The 22,338-nt window shown below is 69.1% G+C and carries 18 protein-coding genes; 13 read left to right on the top strand and 5 right to left on the bottom strand.

Features of this window, described 5'->3' with window-relative positions; translation table 11 throughout:
- Positions 1-63: 63 nt before the first annotated feature.
- Positions 64-1,317: a sugar ABC transporter substrate-binding protein gene (locus AB0J88_RS21640; protein ID WP_364361595.1), complete on the bottom strand. Its 1,254-nt coding sequence runs from the start codon at positions 1,315-1,317 to the stop codon at positions 64-66.
- 144 nt (positions 1,318-1,461) lie between these two features.
- On the opposite strand from AB0J88_RS21640, the gene AB0J88_RS21635 reads away from it, so the two are divergent.
- Entirely contained in the window at positions 1,462-2,220 is a 759-nt protein-coding gene (locus AB0J88_RS21635) for an IclR family transcriptional regulator (RefSeq protein WP_364361597.1), read from the top strand.
- On the opposite strand, the gene AB0J88_RS21630 is transcribed toward AB0J88_RS21635, so the two are convergent.
- On the bottom strand, positions 2,217-2,984 hold the full coding sequence (locus AB0J88_RS21630; protein WP_364361599.1) for a FadR/GntR family transcriptional regulator: 768 nt from the start codon (positions 2,982-2,984) through the stop codon (positions 2,217-2,219). The two genes, AB0J88_RS21635 and AB0J88_RS21630, sit on opposite strands and share 4 nt — an antisense overlap.
- 192 nt (positions 2,985-3,176) lie before the next feature.
- Here AB0J88_RS21630 and AB0J88_RS21625 point away from each other — a divergent pair, with 192 nt between their 5' ends.
- From AB0J88_RS21625 to AB0J88_RS21590, 8 genes are all read left to right on the top strand, one after another.
- Positions 3,177-4,403 (top strand): extracellular solute-binding protein, encoded by a 1,227-nt coding sequence (locus AB0J88_RS21625; RefSeq protein WP_364361601.1) that lies wholly within the window; start codon positions 3,177-3,179, stop codon positions 4,401-4,403.
- 3 nt (positions 4,404-4,406) lie between these two features.
- Positions 4,407-5,345, top strand: a complete 939-nt coding sequence (locus AB0J88_RS21620; protein ID WP_364361603.1) for a sugar ABC transporter permease — start codon at positions 4,407-4,409, stop codon at positions 5,343-5,345.
- Complete coding sequence (locus AB0J88_RS21615) at positions 5,345-6,172, top strand: carbohydrate ABC transporter permease (protein WP_364361605.1); 828 nt, start codon at positions 5,345-5,347, stop codon at positions 6,170-6,172. The genes AB0J88_RS21620 and AB0J88_RS21615 overlap by 1 nt, the downstream gene beginning before the upstream one ends.
- 1 nt (position 6,173) lies before the next feature.
- Positions 6,174-7,325, top strand: a complete 1,152-nt coding sequence (locus AB0J88_RS21610) for a mandelate racemase/muconate lactonizing enzyme family protein (protein WP_364361607.1) — start codon at positions 6,174-6,176, stop codon at positions 7,323-7,325.
- Positions 7,322-8,350 (top strand): alcohol dehydrogenase catalytic domain-containing protein, encoded by a 1,029-nt coding sequence (locus tag AB0J88_RS21605; RefSeq protein ID WP_364361609.1) that lies wholly within the window; start codon positions 7,322-7,324, stop codon positions 8,348-8,350. Before AB0J88_RS21610 ends, AB0J88_RS21605 begins: the two co-directional genes overlap by 4 nt.
- Positions 8,347-9,108 carry a 2-dehydro-3-deoxy-D-gluconate 5-dehydrogenase KduD gene (kduD, locus tag AB0J88_RS21600; RefSeq protein ID WP_364361611.1) on the top strand — a complete coding sequence of 254 codons (762 nt, stop codon included), beginning with the start codon at positions 8,347-8,349 and terminating at the stop codon, positions 9,106-9,108. The genes AB0J88_RS21605 and kduD overlap by 4 nt, the downstream gene beginning before the upstream one ends.
- 20 nt (positions 9,109-9,128) lie before the next feature.
- Positions 9,129-9,455, top strand: coding sequence for an L-rhamnose mutarotase (locus AB0J88_RS21595; RefSeq protein WP_364361613.1), 327 nt, complete (start codon positions 9,129-9,131; stop codon positions 9,453-9,455).
- 87 nt (positions 9,456-9,542) lie between these two features.
- Positions 9,543-11,927 (top strand): ricin-type beta-trefoil lectin domain protein, encoded by a 2,385-nt coding sequence (locus tag AB0J88_RS21590; RefSeq protein ID WP_364361615.1) that lies wholly within the window; start codon positions 9,543-9,545, stop codon positions 11,925-11,927.
- A 55-nt stretch (positions 11,928-11,982) separates the two neighbouring features.
- Here the strand turns inward: AB0J88_RS21590 and AB0J88_RS21585 are convergent, their stop codons facing one another.
- Positions 11,983-13,557 (bottom strand): alpha/beta hydrolase-fold protein, encoded by a 1,575-nt coding sequence (locus tag AB0J88_RS21585; protein WP_364737960.1) that lies wholly within the window; start codon positions 13,555-13,557, stop codon positions 11,983-11,985.
- A gap of 283 nt (positions 13,558-13,840) precedes the next feature.
- Here AB0J88_RS21585 and AB0J88_RS21580 point away from each other — a divergent pair, with 283 nt between their 5' ends.
- Complete coding sequence (locus AB0J88_RS21580; RefSeq protein WP_364353893.1) at positions 13,841-14,596, top strand: IclR family transcriptional regulator; 756 nt, start codon at positions 13,841-13,843, stop codon at positions 14,594-14,596.
- A gap of 55 nt (positions 14,597-14,651) precedes the next feature.
- Here AB0J88_RS21580 and AB0J88_RS21575 read toward each other — a convergent pair whose 3' ends face one another.
- Entirely contained in the window at positions 14,652-16,190 is a 1,539-nt protein-coding gene (locus AB0J88_RS21575) for an alpha/beta hydrolase-fold protein (RefSeq protein WP_364353890.1), read from the bottom strand.
- 424 nt (positions 16,191-16,614) lie between these two features.
- On the opposite strand from AB0J88_RS21575, the gene dxs reads away from it, so the two are divergent.
- From dxs to AB0J88_RS21560, 3 genes are all read left to right on the top strand, one after another.
- Positions 16,615-18,540 carry a 1-deoxy-D-xylulose-5-phosphate synthase gene (gene dxs, locus AB0J88_RS21570; RefSeq protein WP_364353887.1) on the top strand — a complete coding sequence of 642 codons (1,926 nt, stop codon included), beginning with the start codon at positions 16,615-16,617 and terminating at the stop codon, positions 18,538-18,540.
- Between the two features lie 214 nt (positions 18,541-18,754).
- Entirely contained in the window at positions 18,755-20,374 is a 1,620-nt protein-coding gene (mdlC, locus tag AB0J88_RS21565; protein ID WP_364353884.1) for a benzoylformate decarboxylase, read from the top strand.
- A 40-nt stretch (positions 20,375-20,414) separates the two neighbouring features.
- On the top strand, positions 20,415-21,212 hold the full coding sequence (locus tag AB0J88_RS21560) for a transglutaminase family protein (protein WP_364353881.1): 798 nt from the start codon (positions 20,415-20,417) through the stop codon (positions 21,210-21,212).
- A 29-nt stretch (positions 21,213-21,241) separates the two neighbouring features.
- Here the strand turns inward: AB0J88_RS21560 and AB0J88_RS21555 are convergent, their stop codons facing one another.
- Positions 21,242-22,312, bottom strand: coding sequence for a hypothetical protein (locus tag AB0J88_RS21555; protein WP_364353878.1), 1,071 nt, complete (start codon positions 22,310-22,312; stop codon positions 21,242-21,244).
- Positions 22,313-22,338 lie beyond the last annotated feature (26 nt).

The raw sequence follows: 22,338 nt of genomic DNA, 5'->3' as shown, positions 1-22,338 counted from the left end.
CTTGTCGAGGTGGGACGCCGCCGGCGCGTCGACGAAGGTCTGCGCGCCGGCGGCGTCGTCCGGTCAACCGACCAGTTCGGTGGCCTGCTGCTGGGCCTTGTCGAGGGCCGCCTTGAGGTCGGACTTGCCCTGCAGGGCCGCGATGACGTTCTGGACGACGACCTTGCGGATGTCCGGCGTCTTGGCTTCGAACCCGAGGACGATCTGCGGCAGGCTCGACTCCGTGAGACCGTCGAAGACCGTCAGGAACGGGGTCTGCTCGAGCGAGGCGGCGCTGCGCTCGGTCTTGGTCGCGACGCTGCTCGCGCCGAGGATCTCCTGGAGCTTGACCTGGTTGCCCGGCTCCAGCACCCACTTGATGAAGGTGGCCGCGGCGTCCTTCTTCTTGCTGTTCTCGTTGATGACGATCGGCGCGAGGATGGCGCCCTGGGTGCGGGTCGGGAACGGGATCGGCGCGACGGAGAAGTTCAGCTTGGCGTTCTGGCCGCGCGTGGCCGTCACGTAACCGCCGTTGTTGAGCTCCATGCCGACCTTGCCCTCGGCGAACATGCGGCGGAAGGTGGCGGCGTCGGCCCCGCGGGGGATCACGTTCGCGTCGTAGAGGTCCTTGTAGGCCTGCAGGCCTGCCAGGTTCTGCGGTGAGTTGATCGTCAGCTTCGTGCCGTCCGACCAGGCGCCGCCGAACCCGTACACGTAGTTGAAGATGTCCTGCCAGACACCGGCCTCCTCGGCCTCGGTCTGCCGGAACGCCAGGCCGAAGGTGCCGTCCTTGGTGAGGGACTTGGCGGTGGCCATGAACTCGTCGTAGGTCTTCGGCGGGGTCTTGATGAGGTCCGCGTTGTAGAACATCGCGTAGTTGGACGCCTCGAAGATGATGCCGTGCCGCTTGCCGTCGTGGACCATGAACTTGTCCGGCTGGGCGAGCAACGTGTACTTGCTGACGTCGACAAGGTCGTCGAGCGGCGTGACCAGGCCGGCGTCTGAAGCGGCCTCGAACTCCGGCATGTCGAACCGCACCAGGTCCGGGCCCTGCCCGCTGCCCATCTGGGTCAGCACCGTCTGCCCGAAGGTGGGGTAGGGCACAGCCGCGGACTCGACCTTCACGCTGGTCTGGCTGCCGTTGAACTCGTCCAGCAGGGCCTGGAGCTTCGGCCCGCGACCGGGGTCGCCGAAGGTCGACGCCGCGAAGGTGATGGTGCTGACGCCGCCGGCGTCGCCGCCGTCGTCGTCCGAGCCGCAACCGGTCAGCAGGGCGGCCGCCAAGCCGATGATGGCGGTCACCGCGTACGTGCCGCGGCGAACGCTTGGGTTTCTCATCGCAACTCCCCTATAAGAGTCCGCAGGTGGTCGATCGCTGGTAACACGCTTGCAACGATCGTAGGGACATATGCAACGCTGTCAAGTGGCGGTTGCACATCATCCCGAGTACATTGCAGAAGGTGCAACGAGGAGGTACGGGTAGTGGCGCAGTCCATCGAACGCGCGATCAACCTCATCCGCCGGGCCGCTGAGCATCCGCTCACGCTCACCGAGGCGGCCGGAGTGCTCGGCGTTCACAAGTCCACCGCGCTGCGGATCCTGCAGACGCTGGAGGCGGCGCGGTTCGTCCGCAAGACCGGGGCGGGCACGTACGTGTTCGGCAGCGGACTCATCGAGCTGTCCGATCTGGCGCTGGGCTCGATGGACCTACGACAGTTCGCCGCACCCCAGTTGCGAGATCTGCAACGCAAGACCGGGCACACGGTGCACCTGGCGCAACTGACCGGTGACGAGATCATCTACATCGACAAGGTGGACAGCGCCGCCTTCGACGCCGTCAAGCTCCCGTCGCGGATCGGCCGGGCGGTCTCGATCTACGCGAGCGCCGTCGGCAAGGTGATCCTGGCGTACCTGCCCCGCGAGGAGCGCGACCGGCTGCTCGCGCACGTCGAGTTCGAGCGCTACACCCCCACCACGTTCGCCGACCGCGCGTCCCTCGACGCGGAGCTGACCCGGGTCGGCGAACGCGGCTGGGCGACCGACAACGGAGAGCACGACGCCTACGTCATGTGCGTGGCGGCGCCCATCAGGGACTCCCGCGGTCACGTCATCGCGGCGGTGTCGATCACGGCGATCGAGGTCATCGCGACGCTGGGCCAGCTCGAGCAGCGCCTGCCGATGCTGCTGGAGACGGCCGAGCGCATCTCACGGGAGCTCGGCTACACACCGGCGGAGAGCTAGCGGCGCAGGCGCACGGGGTCCGGTCCGCTGCGGCGGACCAGCCAGGCGTCGGTGATGTGGGTGAACATCGCCTCGGCGGCGCCGGCGGGGTCGTGCGCGGCGATGCGCTCGTAGATCTGGCGGTGCCCCCGGTTGGACGCGACGCACAGGGCACGCTCGGTGCGCCCCAGATAGGCGGCACTGCGGATGACCTGACCCTGCAACGACCGCACGACCGCGCGGGCGATGCGGTTGCCGGACGCCCGCATGATCGTGTCGTGGTAGGCGCGGTCGTGCTCCTCGTAGGTCACGTGGTCGCCGACGAGCTCGTCCATCTGGTCGACCTGGGAGCGCAGTAGGTCCAGGGTGTCCTGGTCGGCCAGCCGCGCCGCGACGTTCGCCATGTCCGACTCGAGCACCCGCCGGGTGACCACCACGTCGTCGAGGACCGCCACGCCGTCGTCCTCGGCGATCGTCGCACCGAGCACGAGCTCGTCCAGCATGTCCCACTCGGACGGTGCGGTGACGATCGTGCCGGTGCCCTGCCGGACCTGCACCAGACCCTTCTCCTGAAGGATCTTCACCGCCTCGCGCACCACCGTGCGGCTCACCGCGAACGTCTCGCAGAGCGCGGGCTCGGGCGGCAGCGGCGTGCCGGGCTGGTGGACACCGCGGACGATCCGCTGCACCAACTCGGCGGTGATCGCCTTCGCGAGGTTGGTGGACCGCCGCGCCCAGACCGGAGGCGCGGTAGCCGCGCCGTTCAGTTGCCCTGATGCCGTCATGTTGCCCTCCGGACGCGCCCTTGTGCCCTGCCCCCAGCCCGATCTCGGCAGTATACGGCACTGTGTTGACGTCTAACGTCATACGAGTTACGTTTCTCGTCACTCTGAGCACGATGGTCCTCCCCCGCACCTTCTGGAGAGTGAGCAGCGATGAAGCAGCGAGCACTGTGGTCTGCGGTCCTCATAGCGGTAATGGCCATGTCCGGATGCGGCAGCGCCTCCGGCCCCAAGGAAGCGGACAAGGGCGCGGCCGGCGGCAAGCTCGTCGTCTGGGACTGGAAGTCCGGCGACGCCACGGCCGCCTCGTACATCCAGAAAGCCAAGGCCGACTTCGCCAAGAACCATCCGGACACGACGGTCGAGTTCGTGGCGCAGCCCTTCGAGCAGTACTACACGCTGCTGGGCGCGGCGATCCAGTCCGGCAAAGGCCCCGACGTCATGCTCTTCAACGGCGGTGGCCAGATCCGCGACCGCGTCGACTCGCTGGTCGCGCTCGACGAGTACATCGCCCCCGACAAGCAGCGCCTGGCGGGCTGGGACGCCTTCGGCAAGGACGGCAAGACCTACGCCGCCCCGGTGACGTTGCAGGGCCACCCCGTCTACTACAACAAGGCGCTCTACAAGAAGGCCGGCCTCGACCCCGACAACCCGCCGAAGACGTGGACCGAGTTCCTCGCCGGCTGCACCGCGCTCGCGAAGGCCGGCGCCAAGTGCTTCGGCCAGGGCAACAAGGAAGGCATCGGCATCCAGTTCTTCATGTCGGGCCTCGGCTCCGGCATCCTGACGCCCACCGAGTACGACGACTGGATCGCCGGCAAGCGTGACTGGAAGGCGCCCGGCGTCAAGCGGCTCTTCCAGCTCTGGAAAGAGGTCGCCGACGCCGGCCTGAACACCGACGGCGCCAACTCGACCGCGATGTTCAACGACGCGTTCGCGCTGTTCGAGTCCGGCAAGGCGGCGCACATGATCGGCCTGATGTCCGACATCGGGCACTGGAAGGACTTCAACGAGTTCCTGCAGCCGGAGAACGTCGGCGTCATGATCGCGCCGGTCGTCACCGACGGAGCCACACCCAGCCTCGCGTACGACGGCGGCATCGGCTACGGGGTCGCCAAGTGGACGAAGGACCCCAAGCTCGCGGCCGACCTCGTGCGGTCCCTGACCTCGACCGAAGCCCTTACCGCGTTCTATGCCGACGCCGGGGCGATCGCCTCCGACACCACCATCGACGTGTCCCAGGCAGGTGCGGCGGTGGCGACGATCGTCTCCGACCTCAAGGCCGGAAAGCCCGCCCTGCACGTCGCGCTCTCGTCGAAGACGATCGACCTGATGGGACGCCTGTCCCAGCAGCTCATCAGTGGTTCCATCACGGTGGACGCCGCGCTCGAGCAGCTGGCCGCCTCCGACAAACCGGCCTGACGCATGGCCACCAGCACCACGCACCCCTCGGTCCGCCCGGCTCAGGCCGGGCGGGCCGCGGGGCGGCGCTCCCGCCGGGGCATGCGCGGGGAACGCCTGGCCCCGTACGTCCTGGTCGCGCCGTCGATCCTCATCATCGTCGCCCTGCGGCTGTGGCCACTCGCGCTCGGCGTCAACTTCTCCTTCACGGGCGACGGCGACCGCGACGGCACCGTCGTCGGCCTCGACAACTACACCGACCTCTTCCGGGACCCGCTGTTCCAGACCGCGCTGCGCAACGTCGGGCTGCTCGTCCTGCTGCTGCCGGTCGCGGTGGCCATCCCGGGGCTGCTGGCGACGTTCATCTACCTGCGCGTGCCCGGCCACCGGTTCTTCCGCAGCGTCTACTTCTTCCCCGCCGTGCTGTCCCCGGTCATCGTCGGCGCGATCTTCAACCTGCTGCTCGCGTTCGACGGACCGCTCAACGCCGCCCTCGGAACCGTCGGCCTCGGCCCCGTGGACTGGCTCGGCGACCCGGACGTCGCGATGTTCGCCGTCGTCGGCGTGCACATCTGGGCCACGTTCGGGATGGCGCTGGTGGTCTTCCTCGCCGGATTCGCCACATTGGACGGTGCGCTGCTGGACGCGGCCCGCGTCGACGGCGCGTCGCTCCCGCAGGTGATCTGGCACGTCATCATCCCCGGCCTGTCCCGCACCATCCAGTTCGTCTTCGTCACCACGATGATCGGGATGCTGACCTCCATGTTCGGCCTGCTCTACGTCATGACCAGCGGCGGACCGGAGGGGTCGACGTACCTTCCCGAGTTCTTCATCTGGATCCAGCAGGGCCAGATGAACCGGCCGGCCCTCGCGTCCGCGGCGTCGACGGTCCTCTTCGTGATCATGCTGGTCGTCGGGCTGGCCCAGCTCAGCCTGCTCCGCCGCGCCGTGAAGGAGTCCTGATGCAGCGCGCCCGCCTGAGCCGGTGGCTGGTGGCCGTACCGATGGGGCTGCTCGCCCTGGCGACGATCTATCCGTTGCTGTTCACCGGAAACGTCGCGATGAAGACAAGGCGCGAGTACGTCCTCGACCGGTTCTCCGTCGCCTCGTCCCCGCGGTGGGACAACATCAGCGGCGCCTGGACCAGCGTCGGCATGGAGCGCTACTTTCTGAACTCGGTCGTCGTGGTCACCGCCGCCGTGATTCTGCTGCTCCTGCTGGGCTCGATGGCCGGCTTCGCCCTGAGCCAGATCAGCTTCCGCGGTTCGTCGTTCCTCTTCCTCGGCTGTCTCGCGGCGCTCTTCATCCCGTTCCAGGTGATCATGGTGCCGCTGGCCCGGGTCATGGCGGACACCGGCCTCATCGACACCTACCCCGGGCTGGTCCTCGCCTACGTCGCGCAGTTCCTCCCCTTCACGATCTTCCTGATGACCAGCTTCTACCGCACGATCCCGGCGGAGATCATCGACGCGGCCCGGATCGACGGCAACAGCATCTACGGCGTCTACCGGCGGATCATGCTGCCGATGGGTACACCCGCCCTGCTGTCGGTCGGCATCCTCAACGCCCTCTTCTGCTGGAACGACGTCCTGATCGCGCTGCTGATGATGCCGTCGGCCGAGCACCGCACGCTCATGGTCGGGGTCACGGCGCTGCGCGGCCAGTACTCGGCCGACATCCCGACCTTCGCGTCCGGTGTCCTGATCGCCGCCGCCCCCGTCCTGCTGCTCTACCTGTTCCTCCAGCGCCAGATAGCCGACGGGGTCACCGCCGGCGCCACGAAAGGCTGACATGCGTATCACCGGGTATCGAACGCTGACGACGGTCCACGAGTGGGGCCGACCCGTCGGTGACGCGAACGGCGTCTACGCCGACGGCGTCGTGCCGGTGCCGATCGTCATGGTCGACACCGACGAGGGAATCACCGGCATCGGGCTCGGTCCCCACTCGCACATCGACTCCGTCTTCGCCGCCATCGAGGGCGAGGACCCCCGGGGCGTCACCGCCCTCTACGACCGCATGCTGCGGCAGACCTTCAAGGCCGGTCACGCCGGACCCGTCTTCGGGACCATCGGCGCCCTCGACACCGCGCTGTGGGACATCAAGGCCCGGGCGGCCGGTGAGCCGCTGTGGCGGATGCTCGGCGGCCGCGACCGGGTGGTGCCGGCGTACGCGTCCGGTCTGGACATCGGACTGACCGACGACGAGCTCGTCAAGCTCTACACCGAATACGCCGATCGCGGCCTGCGGGCCGCCAAGCTCAAGGGTGGCCTGGACGTCGAGCGGGACCTGCGCCGCCTGCTCCTGGTGCGCGAGGTGTTGGCCGGCACCAGCCGTGGGCCGCGTCCGGGGCTCATGCTCGACGCCAACGAGTGCTGGACCCGCAAGCAGGCCGTCCGGCACGTGCGCGAGATCGAGGACGCGCTGGACCTCACCTGGGTCGAGGAGCCGGTGCGGCGGTGGGACGCCGGCGGCCTCGCGGCCGTCAGCCAGGGCGTGCGGGCTTCGGTCGCGACCGGCGAGAACCTCACGGGGCTGGAGCAGTTCCGCCCGCTGATCACGGCCGGGGCGGTCGACATCGTGCAGACCGCCGCAGTCTGGGGCGTCACCCACTTCCTGCGCGTCTCGGCGTTGGCCCACGCCCACGACCTGCCCGTCAGCCCCATCGGCACCACTCCGGCCGGTCTGCTGCACGCGGCGACGTCGGTGCCCAACCACCTGGCCAGCGAGCTGCAGGACCTGCGACCACCGGTCGGCGTCCACGTCGACCTGTCCGTCGAGGGCGGCGCGTTCGTGCTCGGCGACTCCCCCGGTCTCGGCGTGACGATCGACGAGCCTGCCATCGCGGCGGCCCGGCCGGTCGACACCACCGCGACCGCCGACAGTCCGAACGTCCGGCCCGAACGTGCCGGGCAGCGGCTGCTGGCCGTGGTGGCACCGTGAAGGCGGTCGTCTACCGGGGCGCACGGCGGCTCGACGTCGCGGAGGTGGACGCCCGGCCGCCCGGCTCCGGCGAGGTGCGCATCGCGGTCGCGTACACGGGGATCTGTGGAACGGATCTGCACATCTTCCACGGGGACATGGACGCGCGGGTCGGCGACGCGGCGGTGCTCGGGCACGAGATGTCCGGACGGATCGCCGAGGTCGGCGACGGCGTGGCCGGCTTCGAGGTCGGCCAGCCGGTCACGGTCATGCCGACCCGGACGTGCGGTCAGTGCGTCGCCTGCCGGCGGGGGCGGTCGAACGTCTGTCACGCCATGGACTTCCTCGGCATCGACTCGCCGGGCGCGATGCAGGAGTCGTGGACGGTTCCGGCCGGGCTGGTGCTCCCCCTGCCCGACCGGCTGCCGCTGGGGCACGCGGCGCTGATCGAGCCGGTCGCCGTCGCCGTGCACGACGTGCGGCGGGCGCGCGTCGACGAGGGTGAGTTCGTCGTCGTGGTCGGCGGTGGACCGGTCGGCGTGCTCATCGCGACCGTGGCGCGCGGACGCGGCGCCCACGTCCTGCTCGTCGAACCCGACCCGTTCCGCCGTGCGGTCGCCGCCGAGACCGGGGTCGACACGGTCGACCCGACGGCGACTGACGTCACCGCCCTGGTCGACGAGCGTACCGCCGGTGCCGGCGCCGACGTCGCCTTCGAGGTCTCCGGCGCCGCCGCCGGCGTCGACACGGCCGTCGCGGTGCTCACCACCCGGGGCCGGCTCGTCATGGTCGCGATCCATCCGAAACCGCGGCCCGTCGACCTGCACCGCTTCTTCTGGCGGGAGCTGGACCTGTTCGGTGCCCGCCTGTACCAGCGCGACGACATGGCTGAGGCCGTGCGGCTCGTCGCCGCCGGAGGCATCGCGCCCGAACGGTTGATCTCACAGGTGGAGCCCGTCAGCGGCGTCGAAGCGGCCTTCGAGGCCCTCGAACGCGGCGGCGGCGTCATGAAGGTCCTCCTCGACTGGCAGGAGCAGGCACGGTGAACGCCCTCTTCGACCTGACGGGGCGCACCGCGGTGGTGACCGGCGCCCGGCGCGGCATCGGGCTGGCGATGGCCACCGCGCTGGCCGAGGCCGGCGCCGACATCGTGGGCGTGTCCGCTTCGCTGGAGCCTGACGGCAGCGAGGTGGAGCGCCGGGTGCGGGCGACCGGCCGCCGGTTCACCGCGCTGCGCGCCGACTTCGCCGACCGGGCCGACGTGCGCCGGCTGGCCACGGAGGTCAGCGCGCTCGGGCCGGTCGACATCCTGGTCAACAACGCCGGCACCATCGCACGCGCCCCGGCCGCCGACCACACCGACGAGCAGTGGGACGACGTCCTGCACGTCAACCTGACCAGCCAGTTCGTGCTGAGCCGGGAGCTCGGCCGGCGGATGCTGGAACGCGGCAGCGGGAAGATCATCTTTACGGCGTCGTTGCTGAGCTTCCAGGGCGGCATCACCGTGCCCGCCTACACCGCGTCGAAGTCCGGACTGGCCGGGCTCACCAAGGCACTGGCCAACGAGTGGGCAGCGCACGGCGTCAACGTCAACGCGATCGCGCCCGGCTACGTCGCCACCGACAACACCCAGGCGCTGCGCGACGACCCGGCCCGCAACGAGGCCATCGTGGCCCGGATCCCGGCGGGCCGATGGGGCCGTCCCGCCGACCTCGCCGGCGCCACGGTCTTCCTGGCCGCCCCGGCCTCCGACTACGTCAACGGGATCGTGCTCCCCGTCGACGGCGGCTGGCTGGGCCGCTGATGAACGCCGAGGAGGTTCGAATGCAGCGCTACGCGATGGTGACGCGGCTGCGTCCTGAGCGACGCGACGAGTACCTACGGCTGCACGCCGCCGTCTGGCCGTCGGTGGAACGCACGCTCGTCGACGCCAACATCCGCAACTTCACCATCTTCCTTCACGACGACCTGCTCTTCGGCTACTACGAGTACACCGGAGAGGACCATGCCGCCGACCAGGCCCGCATCGCTGCGGATCCGCAGACGCAGCTCTGGTGGACGCTGACCGACCCCTGTCAGGAGGCGCTTGGCGGCTCCGACTCCGCGCGCCGGTGGGCGCCGATGGAGGAGATCTGGCACCTCGCCGGATAACCACCGCGCGTGCGGGCGCAACCCCGGTCGAACGGCAGTGCCGCCCTCGACCGGGCACCCCCGTCCCGTCCCGCACCAGGAGGTCCCATGTTCGGATCCCCATCCACCGCGATACGCAGGCCGACCTCGGTCGCGGCGGCCATCGGTCTTGCCGTCGCGACCGTCGTGCTGGTCGCCCCGGCCGCACCCGCCTTCGCGGCCACCACCACGCTGTACGCCGCGCCGACCGGCGGCGACACCGCCTGCACCTCGGCCCAACCGTGCTCGCTGTCCGCCGCGCAGAGCCGGGTGCGGACCCTGGTCGGCTCGATGACCGGCGACATCGTGGTGCAGCTCGCCGGTGGCGCGTACCGGCTGACCGCGCCGTTGCGGTTCTCGGCCGCCGACTCCGGCACCAACGGCTACCGGGTGCTCTGGCAGGCCGCCCCGTCCGCGCAACCCGTGATCAGCGGCGCCCGCGCCGTCACCGGCTGGACCCTCGCCGACTCCGGGAAGAACATCTGGCGCTCCAACGTCGGCGCCGGGATCGACAGCCGGCAGCTCTACGTCAACGGCGCGCTCGCCACCCGAGCTCGCACCCAGGTCAACCGGAGCGACTTCACCGCGTCCAGCACCGGACTGAGCTTCACGAACAGCGCCCTGGGCTACCTGAACAACCTGGCCAACAAGAGCCGGGTCCAGATGGAGAGCGTCAACTCGTTCACGGACCGCTACGTGTCGGTCCAGTCCATCTCCGGCAACCTCATCACGATGCAGCAGCCGGGCTGGAGCAACAACAACTTCGGCTACGACACGTTCACCAGCCCGCACCGGGCGGGTCCGCTCTACCTGAGCAACGCGTACGAGTTCCTCGACTCCCCCGGTGAGTGGCACCTCGATCCCGGGACGGGCGCGCTGTCGTACATTCCGCTCAGCGGGCAGAACATGAGCAGCGTCAGCGTCGAACTGCCCACCCTCCAGTCGCTGGTCGCGGTGGGAGGCAGCTACGACGCACCCGCCCACCACCTCACCTTCAGTGGGATCACGTTCACCGGCACGAGCTGGCTCGGTGCCAGCGGCAGCCAGGGCTACGTCGACCAGCAGACGGGGGCGTACATCACCGGCAACTGGAACTGGCCGAGCTTCAGCTCGTGCCACAACGGTTGCCCCCAGTTCGAGGCGACGCGACCCAACTGGGCGCAGATGCCGGCCGCGGTGCAGGTCTCGGCGGCCAACAACATCACGTTCAGCGACTCGCAGTTCGTCAACCTGGGCCAGACCGCGATCGGCATCGGCAACGACGCGAACGCGCACTCCAGCGGGGTCGGCCTCGGCACCAGCGGCATCACGGTCACCCGGTCGGAGATCGCCCGCAACGCGGCCGGCGGCATCGTCGTCGGCGGTGTCCGCGCCGACGCGCACCACCCGAGCGACCAGCGGATGGTCAACCGGGACGTCACCATCAGCAACAACCGCCTGCACGACCTCGGCATCGAGTACCGCGGCATCGTCTCGGTCCTGACCACGTACGTCACCAACAGCACGGTGGCGAACAACGAGGTCTACAACCTGCCGTACACCGGCATGTCGATCGGCTACGGCTGGGGCTCCAACGACGCGGGCGGCAGCAACCACTATGCCGACCGCGGGCTCTACAACTACCAACCGCGTTACAGCACGGCGACGACGGCCAGCAACAACCGCCTGGTCGGCAACTACGTGCACGACGTGATGCAGCAGATGAACGACGGCGGCTGCATCTACACCCTGTCGGCGAACCCCGGCGGCCTGGTCAGCGACAACTACTGCCTTCGCACGAACGGCTACTTCGGCATCTACTTCGACGAGGGCTCGCGCTACTTCACCGCCCGCAACAACGTGTTCTCCTCGACGGGCACCTGGGCGACCGCCAACTACTGGTTCGCCGAGAACATGGGCAACTTCACGGTGACCAACAACTGGTCGACCAACGGCAGCACCAACGTGACCAACGGCGACCGCGGCAACGTCGTGTCCGGCAACGTCACGGTGACCAACGGCAACTGGCCGTCCGGAGCCCAGGCCGTGATGGCCGCCGCCGGGCCGCAGAGCTCGAGCAACCCACAGAGCTTCGCCATCGTGGGCGGTGCGTCCGGCCGTTGTGTCGACATCCCTGGTTCCGTCACGACGAACGGCACGCAGGCCCAACTGTGGGACTGCCACGGCGGGACCAACCAACGCTGGACCTACACGGCGAGCAAACAGCTGACCGTGTACGGCAACAAGTGCCTGGACGCCAACAACCAGGGCACCGTCAACGGCACGACGGCGATCATCTGGGACTGCAACGGCCAGACCAACCAGCAGTGGAACCTCAACACCAACGGCACCATCACCAGCCCGCTGTCGGGTCTGTGCCTGGACGCCAGCGCCAACGGCACAGCGAACGGCACGAAGCTCCACCTCTGGTCCTGCCACGGCGGGACGAACCAGCAGTGGAGCCGGCGCAACTGAGCTGAGGGGACGACCGGCTCGGGCACTTCGTCGAGTGCCCGAGCCGGTTCACTCGTCAGAGGGCGTCGATGCCGTCGCTGGTGTCGGCGTTGAAGAGCTTGTCGCCCTGGTAGCGGGCGGTCACCGGGCCGTCGTCGAGCAGGCCGCGGTGGAACGTCCTGCTGATCGTGGCGACGCCGTTTTGCAGCTTGCCCGATCCGAGGAAGTTCTCACCGGCGTAGAAGTCCACCTTGCCGGTGGGCACGGCGGTGTTGGCCGTGACGGGCTCGACCGTCGCGGTGGCGGTGAGCCTGACGTTGTTCTGGTTGACCGGCGCCGTCGCGATGGTCAGCCCGGTCGTCGTGGTACGGAACGCCACGTTGCGGATGTAGTGGTTCAGCAACGGACGCCACACGTGCCACGTGTGCATGCCGTCGAAGTACTGCTCGGTGACGTCGATGCCGAGCGACCGCAGGACCTCGGCTCGGGCGTGCAGCCCCTGCGCGGTCGAGCCGTCCTGGTTGCCGGTGCCGAGGAAGATGCCGCCGGGAACGGTCTTCATCCGGTCGACCTGTGCCTGGGACGGAGCCTGCGCGCCGCCGCCGATACTCCAGGCCGCGTGGTAGCCGAACAGCTCGGTGTTGTCGTACAGGATGGTGAACGCCCGACTGCCACCGGCCGAGAATCCGGCGAACGCCCGGTCCTGGGAGCGGTTGGACACGTTGTAGTTCTGCTCCACGAACGGGATCACGTTGTCGCGGAGCTCGTTGGCGTAGCCCTGGTTGCCGCCCGGCAGTCCGTTGAAGTCCGTCGAGACGATCACCATCTGCTGGGCGGCCTTGTCCTTGACGGCGTTCTCGAGGATGTAGTGCGCGACGCCCTGCATGGTCCAGGCCGTCGAATGGTCGCCACCACCGTGGCTCAGGTAGAGCGTCGGGTACGGCGTGGCCCGGTTCGGGTTGTAGCCGTACGGCGTGTAGACGACGATGTCGTGCACCCCGGCCGGGTTCGTCGACAACGGCGACGGGTACCGCCGGGTCTCCAACGTCCCCGACTGGTTCGGCTTGGTCGGCGCCTGGTAGCCGTTGTCGTACGTCGGGAACGTGGCGCTGGACGGCACGTAGATCGTGCTGCGCACGGCGCCGGGGGCTCCGGGGTACTGCGGCTGGATCTGCCACGGGTTGGCCGGGTCGTCGTGCAGGGTGCACCCGGTCGCGAGGTCGTCGGTGCAGTCGTGCGTGAACGCGTACCGGAACGTGCCGCCGGGCAACGGGACGGTGGCCGCCCAGACCCCGTCGGCACCCTTGCTCATCGGCAGGATGTGCCACGGCGTCGCGGCGGTGTCGCCGGGCTGCCACTGCGACGGCGGGCGGTTCTCGGCGACGTTGTCGGGTTGCGCGAAGAACCAGTCGCCGTAGATCTGGACGGTGTTGACGCCCTCCGGCGCCTGGTAGCGGAAGGTGACCTGGTAGCCGGTGGGCGGGGCGTCGGTCTTGATGACCTTCGGACCCAACGGCGCCAACGGCGCCGCGGAGGCGGGTCCCGCGACTGCGGCTCCCGCCGCCGCGGCGACGAGCAGGCCGGCCAGAACGGAGACGGTCAGCCGGCGGGGCCGTGATCTCGGTGAGCGATGGGGATTGGCCACGAGCATGCGTTCTCTCCCTGCATCGGACGGAGGGGACCGGACCGTTTCGGCCTCGGTCCGTAACACGCTTGCAACGATCGTATTGACATATGCAACGCTGTCAAGACCGAATTGCACATCGCATTCAAGGCGTTGCACATTAAGCAATGATCGAGCCATGGGCGCGCTTCCATTAGAGTGCGCATCAAGCTGAGGGCGCGTGGCCCACATCGGCACACAACGGACTAACGCTAGCCATTGCGCATGGCATGGGCTAGATTGCACATTACGCAACCGAGAGGCGGGCACTTTGGCGCAATCGATCCAGCGGGCGATCAACCTGATCCGGGCGGCGGCGGAGCGTCCGCTCTCCCTGACGGAGGCGTCGGAGGTGCTCGGGGTCCACAAGTCGACCGCCCTGCGGATCCTCCACACGTTGGAGGCAGCCCGCTTCGTCCGCCGGACCGGGGCCGGCACGTACGTGTTCGGCAGTGGGCTCATCGAGCTGTCCGAGGTCGCGCTCGGGTCGCTGGACGTGCGCCAGTTCGGGGCCGAGCACATCCGCCGCCTGCAGCGGGAGACCGGCCACACGGTGCACCTGGCCCAGCTCACCGGCGACGAGATCATCTACATCGACAAGGTCGACAGCCCGACTCCCGCGGGCGTGACGCTGCCGTCGCGGATCGGCCGGGCCGTCTCCATCTACGCCAGCGCCGTCGGCAAGGTCATTCTCGCGTACCTGCCGCGGGCCGAGCGCGACCGGCTCCTGTCGCACGTGGTCTTCGAGCGCTTCACGCCCACCACCTTCGCCGACCGCGACTCGCTCGAGGCCGAGCTGCTCACGATCGAGGCGAACGGCTACTCGACCGACAACGGCGAGCACGACGCGTACGCCATGTGTGTCGCCGCTCCGGTCAGGGACTCGCGCGGCCGCGTCGTCGCGGCGATCTCCATCAGTGCCATCGAGGTCATCGCCACCCTCGAGAAGCTCAAGGAGAGCCTCCCCCTGCTCCTCGACGCAGCCGGCCGGGTCTCCAAGGAGCTCGGCTACAGCCCGCAGAGCTAGGCGCCGTGGCGGTGGTCCTCGGTGCCGAGGACCACCGCACGGCCGGGTCCATTCGTCAGAGGGCGTCGATGCCGTCGCTGGTGTCGGCGTTGAAGAGCTTGTCGCCCTGGTAGCGGGCGGTCACCGGGCCGTCGTCGAGCAGGCCGCGGTGGAACGTCCTGCTGATCGTGGCGACGCCGTTTTGCAGCTTGCCCGATCCGAGGAAGTTCTCACCGGCGTAGAAGTCCACCTTGCCGGTCGGCACGGCGGTGTTGGCCGTGACGGGCTCGACCGTCGCGGTGGCGGTGAGCCTGACGTTGTTCTGGTTGACCGGCGCCGTCGCGATGGTCAGCCCGGTCGTCGTGGTACGGAACGCCACGTTGCGGATGTAGTGGTTCAGCAACGGACGCCACACGTGCCACGTGTGGACGCCGGGCACGTTGTACTCGTCCAGCGTCACACCCGCCGCGCGCAGCGCCGCCGCCCGGGCGATCGAGGCCTGCGCGATGTTGCCCAGGCGGTCCTGCAGTCCGGTGCCGATCATGATCCCGCCGGGAATGGCCTTCATCCGGTCGATCTGCGCCTGGTTGGCCACGGGACCGCCCGAGCTCCACGCCGCGTGGTAGCCGAACAGCTCGGTGTTGTCGTACAGGATGGTGAAGGCCCGACTGCCACCGGCCGAGAATCCGGCGAACGCCCGGTCCTGCGAACGGTTCGAGACGTTGTAGTTCTGCTCCACGAACGGAATGACGTTGTTGCGCAACTCGTTCGCGAAGCCCTGGTTCCCACCCGGCAGACCGTTGAAGTCCGTCGAGACGATCACCATCTGCTGGGCGGCCTTGTCCTTGACGGCGTTCTCGAGGATGTAGTGGGCCACGCCCTGCATCGTCCACGCGGTCGAGTGGTCACCTGACCCGTGGCTCAGATACAGCGTCGGGTACGGCGTGGCCCGGTTCGGGTCGTAGCCGTACGGCGTGTAGACGACGATGTCGTGCACCCCGGCCGGGTTCGTCGACAACGGCGACGGATAGCGCCGCGTCTCCAGCGTCCCGGACTTGTTGGCCTTGGTCGGCTCCTGGTACGCGTTGTCATAGGTGGGGAAGGTCGAGCTCGGCGGCACGTAGATCGTGCTGCGCACCGCACCCGGGGCACCCGGGTACTGCGGCTGGATCTGCCACGGGTTGGCCGGGTCGTCGTGCAGGGTGCACCCGGTCGCGAGCTCGTTCGTGCAGTCGTGCGTGAACGCGTACCGGAACGTGCCGCCGGGCAACGGGACGGTGGCCGCCCAGACCCCGTCGGCACCCTTGCTCATCGGCAGGATGTGCCACGGCGTCGCCGCGATGTCGCCGGCCTGCCACTGCGACGGCGGACGGGCGTCGCCACAGTCGTTGCACGTCACGTTCTCGGGTCGGGAGAAGAACCAGTCGCCGTAGATGTGCACGGCGTTGACGCCTTCCGGCGCCTGGTAACGGAAGGTGACCTGGTAGCCGGTCGGCGGAGCGTCGGTCTTGATGACCTTCGGACCCAACGGAGCGGACGGCGCCGCTGCCGCCGGCGCCGCGGCGGCTCCGGCGGCCAGCGTTCCCGCGATCGCCAGACCGGCCAGAAAGGACATTCGTAACCGCGAACGCGAGCGGGATGCCGACAGGCGATGGGGATGTGCCACGTGCATGTGCTACTCCCTACATCGGACAAGAACCGCCAGACCCGGACGGAAGGGCCTGGGGTGCGATCCCCCGTGCAACGATCGTATTGACATATGCAACGCTGTCAAGACTCAATTGCGCATGACGGTGATGCCCGTTGCGCGATATGCAATACGTGGCCTTCAACCGCGCCGCCAGGTGTTCGCGGCCCTCGCCGGCCGGCGAGGCAAAACTTAGACAGGCCATCACCCCGGCTCAAGCTGCGACGATCACCTGGCGAATCCTCAATGGACTCGGGACCCCTTTCCCCTCCCCCGGCCGGGCGCCGCTCTTATCAGGACGTCGAAACGTTCGGGACAAGCCCTGGGAGGGCGCCCGATACAATTCGGAGCCATGGGTGAGCACGCGCAGACACTGCTGGAAACGATCCGTGGACCCCAGGACCTGAAGGCCCTGGCGCCTGAGCTGATGACCGTGCTGAGCGCCGAGATACGGGATTTCCTCGTCGCCAAAGTGGCGCGCACCGGCGGGCACATCGGACCGAACCTCGGCGTGGTCGAGCTCACGCTCGCGATGCACCGTGTCTTTGACAGTCCGCGCGACCGGTTGATTTTCGACACCGGGCATCAGGCTTATGTGCACAAGATTCTGACCGGCCGCCAGGACGGGTTCGACCTGCTCAAGCAGCGGGGTGGGCTCACGGGATATCCGAGCCGGGCCGAGAGCGTGCACGACCTCGTCGAGAACTGTCACGCCTCCACCGCATTGTCATATGCCGATGGGATGGCCAAGGCCTACGCTTTGCGCGGCGAGTCGCGGCACGTCGTCGCGCTGGTGGGCGACGGTGCGCTCACCGGCGGCATGTGCTGGGAGGCGCTCAACAACATCGCCGCCGCCGGCAATCGCCTGATCATCATTGTCAATGACAATGGCCGCTCCTACGCGCCGACCATCGGTGGGCTAGCGGACCACCTCGCCTCGCTGCGCCTCAACCCCAGCTATGAGACGGTGCTGGAGCTGACCAAGGATGCGTTGGAGCGCACTCCGCTGGTCGGCAAGGCGTTGTTCGACACGCTGCACGCCGTCAAGAAGGGCATCAAGGACGCCGTCGCACCCCAGGCGATGTTCGAAGATCTCGGGATCAAATACGTCGGGCCGGTCGACGGCCATGATGTGGCGGCGATGGAGTCGGCGCTCACCCGAGCCAAAGCCTTCGGCGGCCCGGTCATCGTCCACGCGGTGACCCGCAAGGGCTACGGCTACGCGCCGGCCGAGCAGGACGAGGCTGACCGGTTCCACTCGCCCGGCGCCTTCGACCCGGCCACGGGCAAGCCGTTGTCCGCAGGCAGTCTCAAGTGGACGAAGGTGTTCGCCGACGAGCTGGTGGCGATCGCGCGGGAGCGGCCGGACGTCGTCGGCATCACCGCCGCCATGCCGGAGTCGACCGGCATCGACAAACTCGCCGCCGCCTATCCGGACCGGGCCTTCGACGTCGGCATCGCCGAGCAGCACGCGACCACGTCCGCCGCCGGGCTCGCGCTGGCCGGGCTGCACCCGGTCGTGGCCCTCTACGCGACCTTCCTCAACCGTGCTTTCGACCAGGTGCTGCTCGATGTGGCGCTGCACAAGCTGCCCGTCACCTTCGTGCTCGACCGGGCGGGCATCACCGGGCCGGACGGCCCGAGCCACTACGGGATCTGGGACATGTCCATCCTCGGCGTCGTGCCGGGCCTCCGGTTGGCCGCGCCGCGCGACGCCCAGACGCTGTGCACCTCCCTGCGCGAGGCGGTGGCGGTCAACGACGGCCCGACGGTGGTGCGGTTCCCGACCGGGTCGGTGCCGGCGGCGCTGCCCGCGCTGCGCCACGTCGGCGGCGTCGACGTCCTCGCCGAGACCCCCGGGCGCAAGGACGTCCTGCTCGTCACGGTGGGACCCTTCGCGCACCTGGGGGTGACGGTGGCGGCCGAGCTGGCGAAGCGGGGCTTCGGCGCGACCGTGGTGGACCCGCGCTGGGTCCGCCCGGTGCCCGTGGAGCTCGTCGGGCTGGCCGGCTCGCATCGGCTGGTCGTGACCGTCGAGGACGGAGTACGCAACGGTGGCATCGGCGATGCGGTCGCCACGCTGCTGCGCGACCACGAGCTGGACATCCCGTTGCGGGACCTGGGCGTACCCGCCGAGTGGATCGACCACGGCACGCGGGGCGAGATCCTCGCCGAGATCGGCCTGACAGCCGGCGCCGTGACCGAGCGCATCCAGAGCTGGATCACGGCCCTGTCTGTGCCGTCCACGCCTGGGCTGACCAGCGTCAACCGCCTCTAGCCGGTGCGACCACAGCGTGGGAAGCTCCCACGGGTATCGCCGTTCGCCATCGCCACCGGTCCGCTCGCGGCTAGCATCATGGCTTTATGGTCCGGCTGGTGAGCGATGCGCCGGACGCCGCCGCCAGCCGGCGCGTTCGCGCTTAACGACGACCTCCCAGCGCGATGACGCGCGGGGCCGCCGCGTCCACCCCGTTGCGGGGAGCCCATGTTCCATGGACAACAACACCAAGACGACTGTCCACAATGTCACCTACGACCTGCTGCGTTCGCTCGGTATGACAACGGTCTTCGGCAATCCGGGATCGACCGAGCAGACGTTCCTGTCCGATTTCCCGGACGACTTCACCTACGTTCTCGCCTTGCAGGAAGCGTCGGCGATCGCGATCGCCGACGGTTTCGCCCAGTCGACCGGCCGGCCGGCGCTGGTCAACCTGCACTCGGTCGCCGGACTCGGAAACAGCATGGGCAACATGGTGGCGGTCAACAAGGGTCACACCCCGCTGATCGTCACCAGCGGGCAGCAACACCGCGAAATGGTGATCGGCGATCCATACCTGGCCAACCCCGACGCGACCAACATGCCGCGGCCGTGGGTGAAATGGTCGTACGAGCCGGCACGCGCCGAAGACGTGCCGGAGGCGTTCATGCGGGCGTACGCGATGGCGCTGCAGCCGCCCGCCGGACCGGTGTACCTGTCCATTCCGCTCGACGACTGGGACCGCCCGCTGGAAGGACCCGCCGTGCGGCGCTCGGTCAGCACTCTCATCGCACCCGATCCCGAGCGGCTGCGCCACTTCGCCGACCGCATCACCGAGTCCCACACCCCGGCGTTGATCATCGGCCCGGACGTGGACCGCGCGCACGGCTGGCAGGCCGCGGTGGCGTTGGCGGAGAAGCTCAAGGCGGCGGTTTACAGCGCTCCACTGAGCGACCGTGGATCCTTCCCCGAGGACCATCCCTTGTACCAGGGGCCGGTGGGGCTGTCGTACGCCGAGATCAGCAGCCGGCTCACCGGGCACGACCTCGTGGTGGTCATCGGCGCCGAGGTGTTCCGGTACTACCCGTACGTGGCGGGCGACATCCTGCCCAACGGCACCGACCTGCTCCAGATCACCCACGACCCCATGCAGGCCGGTGCCGCCCGCGTCGGTGACAGCCTGCTCGGCGACCCGCGCCTGGCGATGGAGTCACTCACCGAGCTCGTCGGCGACGGCAGCGACCGCACAGCGCCCAAGCCCCTGTCCTGGCCGCACGAACTGCCCAAGACCGAAAGCAGCCCGCTGACCCCGGACGAGGTCTTCGCCGCCTTGAGCCGGCTCCGCCCGCCGCACGCGGTCATCCTCAACGAGTCCACGTCGACCATGGCGCAGCACGCGGAGTGGTTGCCCACCGTCGAGCCGGAGTCGTTCTACGGCACGCCGAGCGGCGGCATCGGCTGGGCGCTGCCGGCCACCGTCGGAGTCTCGCTGGGCCTGCGCAAGCGCGGCGACGACCGCCCTGTCATCGGCATCATCGGCGACGGCTCGTTCCACTACTCGATCCAGGCGCTGTGGACCGCCGCGCAGCACAACCTGCCCATCGTGTTCCTCGCGATGCGCAACGGCGAGTACGGGATCCTGAAGTCGTTCGCCGAGCTCGAGCACACGCCGGGCGTGCCGGGCATGGACCTGCCCGACCTGGACATCGCCGGCGAGGCGCGGGGACTGGGCTGCGACACGGTCGAGGTCGACACCATCGCGCAGCTCGAGCGCGAGTTCACGTCGGCGCTGGGCAACAACGACGGCCCCACGGTCATCGTGGTGCGCACCAAGCCGGGGAAAACGCCGTTGTGACGGTCCGTCCTTTGAAACATGGGGCGGCCACACTTGGGCGGTGAACGCGGCAACGGCCAGCCTGACCTACGACGTACCCGAGACCGCCACGATCGCCTTCCAGGTGGCGGTCGCCGGGTGCGCCGAGCGGGAGACCCTCACCGCCACGGTCGACGGCACCGCGGTCGAGGTGACCCCGGTCGACGGGACCGGCGACCAGCTCAGCGGCCGGACGCACGTGGTTTCCGCCGGTGCGGGGCGGCTGCTGCTCTCGTACACGATGGAGGAGGCGAGCCAGGCTCGAGCCGACCCGGTGCCCACCCTCCGCGACCGAATCCACGCGGTGCTGCCCAGCCGTTACTGTCCGTCGGACCGGCTCACCGGCTACGCCGCCCGGTTCCGTGGCGGCGGAGAGCTCGCGACCGTCCAGCGGATCGTGGCCGAGGTGCACTACTCGCTGGTGTACGACGGCGCGGCGAGCGGGCCGACCACCGATGCCGTCGACACCCTGCTCGCCGGGCGCGGCGTGTGCCGCGACTACGCGCACCTGACGGTCGCGCTGTGCCGGGCGGTCGAGGTGCCGGCGCGGGTGGTCGCCGTGTACGCGCCGGGCCTTTCCCCGATGGACTTTCATCTCGTGGCGGAGACCGCCGTCGACGGCGCGTGGCTGGCCTGGGACGCGACCCGGCTCGCACCGAGGCCGAGCCTCATCCGGGTCGCCACCGGACGCGACGCGGCCGACGTCGCCTTCGGCACCGTGCTGCGCGGCTCGGCCACCATGACCGGCCTCACCGTCACCGCCGTCACGGCCGGGACGCTGCCCGACGACGACCACGAGGGTCCCGTCGTCCTCGGATGACGGGACCCTCGTCCGGGCCGGTGGCTAGGTCACAGACTGTCGAAGCCAGCGGCGAGCCGTACGGCGAGCTTGTCGTGTCCGGTCGCGTTCGGGTGCGGCGATCCGCTGACTCCGGTCTCCTGCATCTCGAAGCGGGCGAGGTCGGGCGGCGCGACGACCTGGAGGTTGTCGTGCAGCGGCATGCTGAAGATGATGTTGGTGTTGATCGCGCTCATCACCTGGCGTGCCTGGCCGATCCATAGCGGGTCGATCAGCGGCATCATCCGTGGTCCCAGGTTAGGCACCCGGTGGGCGATCCAGTCCGGGAGCTGCGCACGGATCATCAGCTCGGCGACCGTGCCGGCGTCGGTGACCGCGGGGACGATGTCGTAGTACAGCATCCAGACGACCTTGTCGGCGCCGGCGTCGAGCATGGTGTTGACGATCGAGTTGGCGTTGTTGCCGATGGCCGCGAACACGTCAGGCCCGTTGAAGCGCGGCACGGTGGCCGACAGGTTGGTGTCCTTGTTGGTGATCGGGTTGTGCAGCGTCAGCACGCATCCCCCGCCCTCGGTGAAGATTCCGGCCTTTCCGCTCGGGTTCGCCCAGTTGACGTGAAGGCTCAACCGGTCGGCCACGAACTCGAGCCCTCGGCAGAAGGCCAGCGCCCTCAGCACGTCGGTCCAGTTGGTGTCGTTGATGCCGCCGGTGGTGACGAAGTAGGCGTCGTGGCCGGCCTCCTTCGCCTTGACCACCTCGGCCTCGGCCATCGACAGCGGCGAGGAGTTGCGGCCCCACGGGAAGCCGCACGCGTCGACGTCGTTCGGGCCGGCGCCGACGATCTGACCCGTCGAGTAGCCGGTCCGGGCGAAGTTGTAGTAGTCGACCGCGTTCTTGTTGGCGTTGAAATAACGGCCGACGTACGAGAAGAAGCCGTTGTTGCCGGGATGGCCGCGGTGGTCCTGGGAGACATGGCCACAGGTCTTGTCGCTCGACCTCAGCTGCAGGTGCGCCGACGTCACGGAGTCGCCGGTCGCGACCAGCACCGTGGCCGCGTCGCGGTTCGGGATCTTGCTGACGTCCCGGCAGTCCACCCGGTCAGGAGCGGCCTCTTTCAGCACGTCCTCGTAGTCTTCGGGGCCGAGCA

It is taken from the genome of Asanoa sp. NPDC049475 (genome assembly GCF_040676915.1).
Taxonomy (GTDB): domain Bacteria; phylum Actinomycetota; class Actinomycetes; order Mycobacteriales; family Micromonosporaceae; genus Asanoa.
The sequence above is the reverse complement of the archived record's forward strand: the minus strand, read 5'-3'. Positions and strand labels throughout refer to the sequence as shown.